This is a genomic window from Neisseria sp. Marseille-Q1983, assembly GCF_018224585.1.
In the GTDB taxonomy this organism is placed as follows: domain Bacteria; phylum Pseudomonadota; class Gammaproteobacteria; order Burkholderiales; family Neisseriaceae; genus Neisseria; species Neisseria polysaccharea.
Genome location: NZ_JAGTUI010000023.1, coordinates 22742 through 33467 on the forward strand (window position 1 = coordinate 22742; position 10726 = coordinate 33467).

The window sequence follows — 10726 nt, forward strand, 5'->3', positions numbered from 1 at the left end:
AGGTTCAGCCGAGCAGGGTAAGCAGTTCGGCTTCGCTGAGGACGGAAACGCCCAAGGCATTGGCTTTTTCCAGCTTGCTGCCCGCGGCTTCTCCAGCGACGACGTAATCGGTTTTTTTGGAAACGCTGCCGGAAACTTTGCCGCCTGCGGCTTCGATTAGGGATTGGGCTTGGTCGCGTTTGAGGGTGGGCAGTGTGCCAGTTAACACGAAGGTTTTGCCCGCTACGGCTTTATTGATGCCGTCTGAACCTTGCGCCGCCTCGTCTTCAGACGGCATTTGCGCGAAGAAGGTTTTTAGGTTTTCGAGCAGGGCGGCGTTTTGTGCTTCGCTGCGCCATGTTTGCCAGTCGGCGGGGAGGGCTTTGTCGGTTTGCAGGCCTTCTATGCTTTTGCCGGCGAGTTCCCATAAGGCTTGGGCTTTGTTTTCGCTGATTTTGAAACCGGGCAGGCGGGCAATCCAGCGTTGCGGTTCGGCATATTGTGCGACAGGCAGGCTGACGGCTTGGGTTTGCGGGGCAACGCCTGCGGCGAGCAGCTCGTCTATCATCGCCTGCTGTTCGGCTTGGGCGAAGAAGTGGGCAATGGAATGCGCCACTACCGTGCCGATGTCGGGCAGGCAGGCGAGGATGGGTTCGGGGGCGCGGCGGACGTGTTCCAATGTGCCGAATGCCTGCGCCAGCATTTTGGCGGTGCGTTCGCCGACGTGGCGGATGCCGAGCGCGAACAGGAAGCGGGCGAGTTCGGGTGTTTTGCCGGATTCTATGCCTGCGAGGATGTTTTCCGCCCACTTGACCGGTTGTTTTTTATGTTTGCCCGACGCGCCGACCGAACTGCCTTCAGACGGCATTTGATCCGATTCGGCAACGGTTTTGTCCGCCGCTTCCTTCATTTTTTGCAGGGTCGGGATGTCGAGGCGGTAGAGGTCGGCGAAGTGGCGGACGAGGTCTTGCGCGACAAGCTGTTCGATTTGTTTTTCACCCAAGCCGTCGATGTCCATCGCTTTGCGCGAGGCGAAGTGGATTAAGCCTTGCGCGCGTTGCGCCTGACAAAGCATACCGCCGCTGCATCGGGCGACAGCTTCGCCTTCTTCGCGTTCGATTTCGCTGCGGCAAATGGGGCAATGGGTCGGTAGGCGGTAGGGCTTATGGAGCGGAACGGATTGGGTTTGGTTGGCGGACGGTGTTTCGGCAAACAGGTCGTCTTGCTGATGTTTGATGCCGTCTGAAAGTCCCGTAACGTCTGTTTCCTGCATCGGGCGGCGTTCGAAAATCACGCGCACGACTTCGGGAATCACGTCTCCGGCGCGGCGCACGACGACGGTATCGCCGACGCGCACGTCTTTGCGCGATACTTCGTCCTGATTGTGCAGGGTGGCGTTGGTGACGGTTACGCCGCCGACGAAGACGGGCTGCAATCGGGCAACCGGCGTTACCGCGCCCGTCCTGCCGATTTGCACGTCAATCGCTTCGACAATGGTCAGGGCTTCTTCGGCAGGGAATTTGTGGGCAACCGCCCAGCGCGGCGCGCGGGAGATGAAGCCCAGTTTTTTTTGTTGCGCCAAGCTGTTGACTTTGACGACCATGCCGTCGATTTCGTAGGGCAGTTCGGGGCGTTTTTGCTGCATTTGTTCGTAAAACGCCAATACTTCGTCGATATTTTTGAAACAGCCGAAATTGCCATTGGGCAGACTGAAGCCGAGTTCTTGGAAATAGGCGAGTTCTTGGATGTGTTCTTCAGCTTCGAAACCGCCTTGCCGGCGGGCGACGGAGTAGGGGAAAAAGTGCAGTTTGCGTTGTGCGGTAATGCGCGAATCGAGTTGGCGCAGGCTGCCGGCGGCGGCGTTGCGCGGATTGGCAAAGGGTTTTTGCCCGTTTTCGGCTTGACGTTGGTTTAAAGCGGCAAAATCGGCTTTGAGCATCAGCACTTCGCCGCGCACTTCGATGAGTTCGGGCGCGTTTTCGCCGTGCAGCCGAAGGGGGATGTTGGCGACGGTTTTGACGTTTTGGGTAACGTCTTCGCCCGTCGCGCCGTCGCCGCGCGTTGCCGCCTGCACCAATACGCCGTCGCGGTAGAGCAGGCTGATGGCGAGTCCGTCGAATTTGGGTTCGATAACGTATTCGGGATTGCCGCCGTCCAAACCGTCGCGCACGCGTTGGTCGAAAGCGTACATTTCGGCGTGGTCGAACACGCCGTTTTCATCTTGCGGGGAGAAGGCGTTGGTCAGCGACAGCATCGGCACTTCGTGGCGCACTTCGGCAAATCCCGCCAAGGGTTCGCCGCCGACGCGCTGGGTCGGGCTATCGGGCAGTTTGAGCTCGGGATGGTTTAACTCCAATGCTTCGAGTTCGCGGAACAATTTGTCGTATTCGGCATCGGGTACGCTGGGCGCGTCGAGGGTGTAGTATTCGTAGGCGTAGCGGTTAAGGAGGTCGGTGAGGCGGCGGATGTGTTGTGCGGTCGGATTCATGGCGGATAGGTTTTCAGACGGCATTTTTAAAGATGCCGTCTGAACGGGAAACAGGTTGGAAACGGTCGGATTTTACCTGAAAACAAAAGGCGGATACACCGTTGCCGATGCATCCGCCTTTGTGTTTGCGGAGTTATGAAAACAGGCGCAGGGCGGTTTTGCCGCCCGGTTCGATACCGACTTTGAGCATCTCGGACTGACGCGCCAATACATAAGTGCGTACGTCTTTGAGCCATTGGGTCGAAACTTCTTCCATTTTGTCGTTGACCAGATTCAGGTTCAACTGGCCGGACAGGCGTACCGCCAAATCCATAAACAAATCGTCGAAAGTTTTTTCGCCTGCCGGAGAGTGAGGGATGTCGAGCAGCATACTGAAGCCTTTGTAGGACTGGTTGTCCAAAAGGGCATTGGTAAACGGCTCGTTGTTGAGCGAGCAGATGGAGAACATGGTCGAACCCGACGTGTCGGTATAGTGGAACGCGCCGTCGTCTTCCAAGACGAAACCCACGCCCGTTACGGCGGAACGCAGTTCTACGCCGCTGATGCTGGTCGGGGAAACCAAATGGATGGCGATGGTCTGGTCGACGCGCGCGCAGAATGCATCCAGTGCGGAAGCCACTTCGATAAAGGCGGCGATGTCGGTGTGCAGCGTCTGACCGCCCATGCTTTGTGCGAATGCGTCCACCTGGCGGTTGAATGCGGAGAGTTCTTCCTGCGAGGCAAGTCCGTTGCGGCTGACTGCCTGAATACCCACGATAAATGCCTGATAGCGGATGCCCGGGATGGGTTCGGCAATCTGGAAATGGTCGTCCATGGTGCAGCCGACAATCTGGTAGCGGCAGCGGTTGGAAAGGCGCGGCAGTGCGTGCAGTTCTTTGGCTTCGGTCAGCGCGATATAGGAGATGAAGTCGAAGCGCACGTCAAACCAAGGCAGCTCGACCTTCGACAGCTCTTTGAGCGTAATCAGCGGTTTTGCCGGCGTTTGCGGAACGGGAACGGGTTTTGCCGGCGCGTCGTCAGGTTTCGGTGCGGAATGTCCGGTTTGGGGTTCGGAAACGGTGTGGGCGGAGTTGCCGATAATGCCGCTTTCTTCCAAGACGGTTTCGATTTCGGTTTTGAACGGGGAGGCTTTTGCCTGTTTCTGCTTGGCGATGTAGACGGCATCCTGCTCTTGCAGGTTGCGCATGGCGGGGTCTTGGGGTTTTGCCGTTTTTTTGACCGCCGGTTGGGGTTTCGGCATCATGACTGACCCGCCGGACGGTTTGCCGTCGCGGACGTGGCTGGTTTTGCTGTTGAGCAGGGCATCTTTGTCGGAGTGTCCGAACTGGTCGCGTACTTTTTTGCGGTATTGGTTTTCCTGATACATGTTGTAGGCGACAACGGCGAGGACGACGGCTAGAAACAGTACGATGTAAATCATGGCAATCACTTGTTAAATTTCGGGATGCAGGATGCGCAAAGTGCGGTGCTGCGGTTAAATCGGGCTTGCGTTTTCGGCATTGTGCCTGAACGGTCTGTCATAATGTTTGAATTATAACGAAAATTGCAGGGTCTGACAGCAGTGTGTCGAAATAAGCGGAAATTTTCCGAAATGCCGTCTGAAATCTGTGGTTTTCAGACGGCATTTCTGTCCACGGGAAACCCTTTCTCACGGATCCGCCGCCAGTCGAAAAAATGGCCGGGGTCGGTTTTGCGGCCGGGTGCGATGTCTTGGTGCCCTGTTACCGCCGTGACGGGGTAGCGGCGGCAGAGGGCTGCCAACAGCGTTTCGAGCGAACGGTATTGCGCTTCGGCAAACGGTTCGAAATCGCAGCCTTCCAGTTCGATGCCGATTGAAAATGCGTTGCATTTTTCCCTGCCGCCGAATGAAGATACGCCGGCATGGTATGCCATATTGTCGCAGGAAACGAACTGTACCGTTTCTCCGTCGCGTTTGATTAAGAAATGGCTGGATACGTGCAAAGTGTGTATCAGGCTGAAGAACGGATGTCCGTCGGGGTCGAGCCGGTTGGCAAACAGCTTTTCCACCGCATCCGTGCCGTATTCGAACGGCGGCAGCGAAATGTTGTGCAACACGATCAGGGAAACCGTTTCCCCCGTTTCCCTCGGGCTGAAATTGGGCGACGGGGTATGGCGTATGCTTTGAAGCCAGCCGTTTTGCCAGTGTGCTTCGGCGTGATTGTCCATGATGTTCTTCCTGTCCGGCGGGTAATTTGGGTTATACTGTCGCCCGAATTTTAAGACGTATTCCGAATGCTGGGAATCCTACCATGTTGAGAAAAATGTTGAAATGGACTGCCGTTTTTTTAATTGCGGCGGCAGCCGTTTTCGCCGTGCTGCTTTTTGTCCCTAAAGACAACGGCAGGGCATATCGAATCAAGATTGCTAAAAATCAGGGTATTTCCTCGGTCGGCAGGAAACTTGCCGAAGACCGCATCGTGTACAGCAGACATGTTTTGACGGCGGCGGCCTACGTTTTGGGTGTGCACAACAGGCTGCATACGGGGACGTACAGGCTTCCTTCGGAAGTGTCGGCTTGGGATATTTTGCAGAAAATGCGCGGCGGCAGACCGGATTTGGTTACCGTACAGATTATCGAAGGGTCGCGTTTTTCGCATATGAGGAAAGTCATCGACGCAACGCCCGACATCGGACACGACACCAAAGGCTGGAGCAATGAAAAACTGATGGCGGAAGTTGCGCCCGATGCCTTCAGCGGCAATCCTGAAGGGCAGTTTTTTCCCGACAGCTACGAAATCGATGCGGGCGGCAGCGATTTGCAGATTTACCAAACCGCCTACAAGGCGATGCAACGCCGCCTGAATGAGGCATGGGAAAGCAGGCAGGACGGGCTGCCTTATAAAAACCCTTATGAAATGCTGATTATGGCGAGCCTGATCGAAAAGGAAACGGGGCATGAAGCCGACCGCGACCATGTTGCTTCCGTCTTCGTCAACCGCCTGAAAATCGGTATGCGCCTGCAAACCGACCCGTCCGTGATTTACGGTATGGGTGCGGCATACAAGGGCAAAATCCGTAAAGCCGACCTGCGCCGCGACACGCCGTACAACACCTACACGCGCGGCGGTCTGCCGCCAACCCCGATTGCGCTGCCCGGCAAGGCGGCACTCGATGCCGCCGCCCATCCGTCCGGTGAGAAATACCTTTATTTTGTTTCTAAAATGGACGGTACGGGTTTGAGCCAGTTCAGTCATGACTTGACCGAACACAACGCCGCCGTCCGCAAATATATTTTGAAAAAATAAACCATGCCGTCTGAAAAGTTTGTGTTTTCAGACGGCATATCCTTGTCGGGAAAACTAATATGAAACCGCAATTCATCACTTTGGACGGCATAGACGGCGCCGGAAAATCCACCAACCTTGCCGTCATCAAAGCATGGTTTGAACGGAGGGGGCTGCCCGTGCTGTTCACGCGCGAGCCGGGCGGAACGCCGGTCGGTGAGGCTTTGCGCGAAATCCTGCTCAACCCTGAAACCAAGGCCGGTTTGCGTGCGGAAACACTGATGGTGTTCGCCGCCAGAATGCAGCATATTGAAGACGTGATATTGCCCGCGCTTTCAGACGGCATACACGTCGTATCAGACCGTTTTACCGACGCAACCTTCGCCTATCAGGGCGGCGGGCGGGGAATGCCGTCTGAAGACATTGAAATATTGGAACATTGGGTGCAGGGCGGTTTGCGCCCCGATTTGACCCTGCTGTTGGATGTGCCGCTCGAAGTGTCGATGGCGCGTATCGGACAGTCGCGCGAGAAAGACCGGTTCGAGCAGGAACAGGAAGATTTCTTCATGCGTGTGCGCAGCGTTTATCTGAACCGTGCCGCAGCCTGCCCGGAACGTTACGCCGTTATCGACAGTAACCGCAGCTTGGATGAAGTCAGAAACAACATAGAAAAAGTGTTGGATGGACATTTTGGCTGTTGATGCGGCAAATATTGAAACAAGCGCATCCACCCGCGCCGAAAATCAAACGGCAGTGCCGCAGGTGAAAATGGCGGTATGCGCCAAACTTTCGGCATGATAGAATTACGTTCAGTTACAAGGCAGGATGCGTCGGCAATATTAACGAACCGCCCGTAACCCAATGTCTCGAAAGTGTTTCGGACAGTTCGATTCAAATCTTTTTCTCGCAACAGGATTGACACATGGAAAACTCATTAAAAGAAGCCGCCCTGCAGTTCCACGAATTCCCCGTGCCGGGCAAAATCTCCGTTACCCCAACCAAATCTCTGGCCACTTCTAAAGATTTGGCGTTGGCGTACTCTCCTGGCGTAGCCGCTCCTTGTATGGAAATCCATGCCGATCCGCAAAATGCCTACAAATACACCGCCAAAGGCAACTTGGTCGCCGTCATTTCCAACGGTACGGCCGTTTTAGGCTTGGGCGACATCGGCGCGCTGGCGGGCAAACCTGTGATGGAAGGCAAAGGCGTATTGTTCAAAAAATTCGCCGGTGTGGATGTGTTCGATATCGAAATCGATGAAAAAGACCCGCAAAAACTGGTGGACATCATCGCTGCTTTAGAGCCGACCTTCGGCGGCATCAATCTCGAAGACATCAAAGCACCCGAGTGTTTCTACATCGAACGCGAATTACGCAAACGCTGCAAAATCCCCGTATTCCACGACGACCAGCACGGTACCGCCATCATTACCGCCGCCGCCGTATTGAACGCCCTGCGTTTTACCGGCCGTAAAATCGAAGAAGCGACCTTGGTATGTTCCGGTGCGGGCGCGGCCGCGATTGCCTGCTTGAACCAACTGCTGGATTTGGGCTTGAAACGTGAAAACGTAACCGTTTGCGACTCCAAAGGCGTGATTTACCAAACCCGCGAAGACAAAGACCGCATGGATGAGTCCAAACAGTTCTACGCCATTGAAGACAACGGCCAGCGCGTATTGGCCGATGCGGTTAAAGGCAAAGACATCTTCTTGGGTCTGTCCGGCGCGAACCTGCTGACCCCCGAAATGTTGAACACGATGAACGAAAAACCCATCGTGTTCGCTATGGCCAACCCGAATCCGGAAATCCTGCCGCCGCTGGCGAAAGAAACCCGTCCGGACGTGGTTATCGGCACCGGCCGCTCCGACTTCCCGAACCAAGTCAACAATGTATTGTGCTTCCCGTTCATCTTCCGCGGCGCGTTGGATGTTGGCGCGACCACCATCAACGAAGAAATGAAACGCGCTTGCGTATACGCTTTGGCAGATTTGGCGATGGAAGAGGTAACTGAAGAAGTGGTTGCCGCTTACGGTAAGAAATTCGAATTCGGCGCGGAATACTTGATTCCGACTCCGTTCGATTCCCGCCTGCTGCCTCGCGTTGCTACGGCTGCCGCCAAAGCAGCGATGGAAAGCGGCGTGGCAACCCGTCCGATTGCCGACTTGGAAGCCTACGCTGCCAAGCTGGGCGAATGGAAGCTGTAAGCCGTTTGTGGTTAAAATGCCGTCTGAACTGTTTTCAGGCGGTATTTTGCTGTCCGACGATTTGAAACCTGTCCTAAAAAGGAAAAATATGGAACCCGTCCGTTACAACATCAACAACACGCCTGAAATCCAAAACGACAACGCCCCCGTCATGACGACAGGACAATGGGTGTTGACGATGATTGTTTTCATGATTCCTTTGGTCAACATCATTATGCTTTTTGTTTGGGCGTTCGGCAGAGGCAACCCTAATCGTGCCAATTTCTGTAAAGCACTGTTGCTTATTTACCTTGTTGGTTCGCTTATCGGTTTGATTTTCATATTGCTTATAGGTGGGTCTGCATCGGGTACGCATTATTAAGGCACCGGCTGATTCTGCTTCGAAGATTTGTATCGAATATGCCGAATTGTTTCAAATTTCATACCCTTATCGAACGACATTGGCAAAAACCTTATCCGGTTTTGTCTTTTCTGCTTAAGCCGCTCTCCGGGCTGTTTGCCAAAATTGCGGCAAAACGGCGGGCGGATTTTTTATCGGGAAAACGGCAAAGCGAAAAGCTGTCCGTGCCTGTGGTCGTGGTCGGCAATATTCACGCGGGTGGGACGGGGAAAACGCCGATTGTTGCCGCGCTGGTGTCGGGTTTGCAGGAAAAGGGCGTCAAGGTCGGCATCATCAGCCGAGGCTACGGGCGCAAGAGCAAGGCGGTTCATGTATTGAATGCCGAGAGCCGAGCGGAAGATGCGGGCGATGAGCCTTTGCTGCTGTTCCGCAAAACCGGTGCGCCGACGGCTGTGGGCAGCAGCCGTGCGGAGGCAGGCAGGGCGTTGCTGGCGGCGCATCCCGACATCGGACTGATTGTGGCGGACGACGGTTTGCAGCATTACGCCCTGCGGCGGGATGTGGAAATTGCGGTGTTTCCGGCGGCGGATACAGGACGTACGGATTTAGATTTGCTGCCCAACGGCAGTTTGCGCGAACCTTTGTCGAGATTGGAAAGCGTGGATGCGGTGGTGGTCGGCGGCAGGGCGGCGGATGGTTTTATGCCGTCTGAACATTTGTTCGGCAGCCGTATTGAGGCGGGTGCGGTTTACCGTTTGAACCGTCCGTCTGAAAAACTGGATATTTCGACATTGTCAGGGAAGCGCGTCGCAGCGGTTGCCGGTATCGCCAGACCGCAGCGTTTCTTCGATACTCTGATACACATGGGCATCCGCCTTGACCAAACGGTTGCTCTGCCCGACCATGCCAATATTTCCAATCGGGATTTGCCGCCTGCCGATGTGGTGCTGGTAACTGAAAAAGATGCGGTCAAATTTTCAGACGGCATTTGCACCGATAATGTTTGGGTGCTGCCGGTTTGTGCGATAATCGAACCTGATTTGGCGGCGTTTGTGTTGGCACGTTTGAAAAAAAACAAGATGCCGTCTGAAAGCTAAGTGTTTTATCCTGAGTACCCTTATTTTGATTTTTGGAGAAAAAAATGAAAAAAATAATGATGTTATGTGCTGTTGCCTTGTCTGTTTCGGCGTGTGTCAGCACCGAATTGTCATCGGCAAACAAGCCATATAATCCGTCGAGCGATGCGCGCATCCGCCTGTACGGACAAAACGGCAGACCCACTGTTTTAATCATCGATCCCAAAGGCAAAGCGGAAAAAGTCGTCGTAGGCGGCGGTATGGGACAGAGCATGGCATCTCTTTTCCATCTGAAAGGGAATGAAAGCATCGGTATGCCTGAATCTGAATTCAGTAAAAATCCTTCACAATTCAACAATATCGGTTCAAACGCATTTTTCAAAGAGTTTATCATTCCGGCAAATGTGGAAATTGCTTTGAAAAATACGATTAACGCGCCCGCCCATGTCATGAAAAATGCACAGGGAAACACGGTTTATAAACGGTATCTCAGCTGTGATGCCGGTACTTTGACGTTTAAACCCGAAGCAGGCAAGGATTATGAAGCCGTTCCTGCACCGTCAACCCATCAATGCGGTATCCAATTGATTGAGTTGCAGAAATAATGGTTTGATTGTGGAAAATATGCCCACACTTGACCGCGCATCAGGCGTTGTCTTGTGTTGCGCGGTGATTGGTGTTTTAAAAACGAAATTTCCAGTCCGGAGGAGTCTTTGATGAAACTGAAAACCTTACTGCTTGCCGCCGCATTCGTATGCACCAATGCTTTTGCCGCCCCGCCCAGCGACGCGTCGCTGGAGCGTTGGCTGGATACGCAGAATTTTGACCGGGATATAGAAAAAAATATGATTGAGGGCTTTAATGCCGGATTTAAACCGTATGCGGACAAAGCCCTTGCCGAAATGCCGGAAGAGAAAAAAGATCAGGCGGCAAAAGCCTTTAACCGCTATCGTGAGAATGTTTTGAAAGATTTGATCACGCCCGAAGTGAAACAGGCTGTCCGCAATACTTTATTGAAGAATGCCCGTGAGATATATACGCAAGAAGAAATTGACGGCATGATTGCCTTTTACGGTTCGCCTGTCGGTCAGTCCGTCGTTGCCAAAAATCCGCGCTTAATCAAGAAATCGATGAGTGAAATAGCGGTATCTTGGACTGCATTGTCAGGGAAAATCGCGCGACATCATCTGCCCGAGTTTACGGAAGAGTTGCGACGCATCATCTGCGGCGGTAAAAATCCCGATGCGGGCTGTAAACAAGCCGGACAGCTTGGGAAAAGGCATCAGAAATAAATAATAGCCGCCTGAAATATTGCAGAGGGCATCCGATTGATTAAACTATTATAGTGGATTAACAAAAACCAGTACGGCGTTGCCTCGCCTTAGCTCAAAGAGA

The 10726-nt window shown here is 53.8% G+C and carries 10 protein-coding genes; 7 read left to right on the top strand and 3 right to left on the bottom strand.

Translation table 11 applies throughout. The features are described 5' to 3' along the window. Positions 1-4: 4 nt before the first annotated feature. From ligA to ampD, 3 genes are all read right to left on the bottom strand, one after another. Positions 5-2491 (bottom strand): NAD-dependent DNA ligase LigA, encoded by a 2487-nt coding sequence (gene ligA / locus KEM39_RS06840; protein WP_249182641.1) that lies wholly within the window; start codon positions 2489-2491, stop codon positions 5-7. Positions 2492-2600: 109 nt separating this feature from the next. Further along, the gene (locus KEM39_RS06845) at positions 2601-3887 is read right to left on the bottom strand and encodes a cell division protein ZipA C-terminal FtsZ-binding domain-containing protein (protein WP_118997567.1); all 1287 of its coding nucleotides are present in this window, start codon (positions 3885-3887) and stop codon (positions 2601-2603) included. Between the two features lie 194 nt (positions 3888-4081). Then, positions 4082-4654, bottom strand: coding sequence for a 1,6-anhydro-N-acetylmuramyl-L-alanine amidase AmpD (ampD, locus tag KEM39_RS06850; RefSeq protein ID WP_025457382.1), 573 nt, complete (start codon positions 4652-4654; stop codon positions 4082-4084). Between the two features lie 83 nt (positions 4655-4737). Between ampD and mltG the strand changes: the two genes are divergently transcribed. From mltG to KEM39_RS06885, 7 genes are all read left to right on the top strand, one after another. Continuing rightward, complete coding sequence (gene mltG / locus KEM39_RS06855) at positions 4738-5733, top strand: endolytic transglycosylase MltG (RefSeq protein ID WP_118997542.1); 996 nt, start codon at positions 4738-4740, stop codon at positions 5731-5733. A 59-nt stretch (positions 5734-5792) separates the two neighbouring features. After that, positions 5793-6413: a dTMP kinase gene (gene tmk / locus KEM39_RS06860; RefSeq protein WP_118997541.1), complete on the top strand. Its 621-nt coding sequence runs from the start codon at positions 5793-5795 to the stop codon at positions 6411-6413. A gap of 221 nt (positions 6414-6634) precedes the next feature. Further along, a complete protein-coding gene (locus tag KEM39_RS06865) occupies positions 6635-7915 on the top strand; it encodes a malic enzyme-like NAD(P)-binding protein (protein ID WP_118997540.1) in 1281 nt (426 codons plus the stop codon). Between the two features lie 16 nt (positions 7916-7931). Further along, positions 7932-8276 carry a hypothetical protein gene (locus tag KEM39_RS06870; RefSeq protein WP_205126787.1) on the top strand — a complete coding sequence of 115 codons (345 nt, stop codon included), beginning with the start codon at positions 7932-7934 and terminating at the stop codon, positions 8274-8276. 38 nt (positions 8277-8314) lie between these two features. Beyond that, positions 8315-9352: a tetraacyldisaccharide 4'-kinase gene (gene lpxK, locus KEM39_RS06875; protein WP_118997539.1), complete on the top strand. Its 1038-nt coding sequence runs from the start codon at positions 8315-8317 to the stop codon at positions 9350-9352. A 44-nt stretch (positions 9353-9396) separates the two neighbouring features. After that, positions 9397-9936 (top strand): hypothetical protein, encoded by a 540-nt coding sequence (locus KEM39_RS06880; RefSeq protein ID WP_118997538.1) that lies wholly within the window; start codon positions 9397-9399, stop codon positions 9934-9936. 111 nt (positions 9937-10047) lie between these two features. Continuing rightward, a complete protein-coding gene (locus KEM39_RS06885; RefSeq protein WP_107862610.1) occupies positions 10048-10623 on the top strand; it encodes a DUF2059 domain-containing protein in 576 nt (191 codons plus the stop codon). Positions 10624-10726: the final 103 nt, after the last annotated feature.

Coding starts and splice junctions, on each gene's coding strand:
- KEM39_RS06865 (WP_118997540.1), top strand. CDS start 6,635: ATGGAAAACTCATTAAAAGAAGCCGCCCTGCAGTTCCACGAATTCCCC.
- KEM39_RS06870 (WP_205126787.1), top strand. CDS start 7,932: ATGCCGTCTGAACTGTTTTCAGGCGGTATTTTGCTGTCCGACGATTTG.
- mltG (WP_118997542.1), top strand. CDS start 4,738: ATGTTGAGAAAAATGTTGAAATGGACTGCCGTTTTTTTAATTGCGGCG.
- tmk (WP_118997541.1), top strand. CDS start 5,793: ATGAAACCGCAATTCATCACTTTGGACGGCATAGACGGCGCCGGAAAA.
- ampD (WP_025457382.1), bottom strand. CDS start 4,654: ATGGACAATCACGCCGAAGCACACTGGCAAAACGGCTGGCTTCAAAGC.
- KEM39_RS06880 (WP_118997538.1), top strand. CDS start 9,397: ATGAAAAAAATAATGATGTTATGTGCTGTTGCCTTGTCTGTTTCGGCG.
- KEM39_RS06885 (WP_107862610.1), top strand. CDS start 10,048: ATGAAACTGAAAACCTTACTGCTTGCCGCCGCATTCGTATGCACCAAT.
- KEM39_RS06845 (WP_118997567.1), bottom strand. CDS start 3,887: ATGATTTACATCGTACTGTTTCTAGCCGTCGTCCTCGCCGTTGTCGCC.
- ligA (WP_249182641.1), bottom strand. CDS start 2,491: ATGCCGTCTGAAAACCTATCCGCCATGAATCCGACCGCACAACACATC.
- lpxK (WP_118997539.1), top strand. CDS start 8,315: ATGCCGAATTGTTTCAAATTTCATACCCTTATCGAACGACATTGGCAA.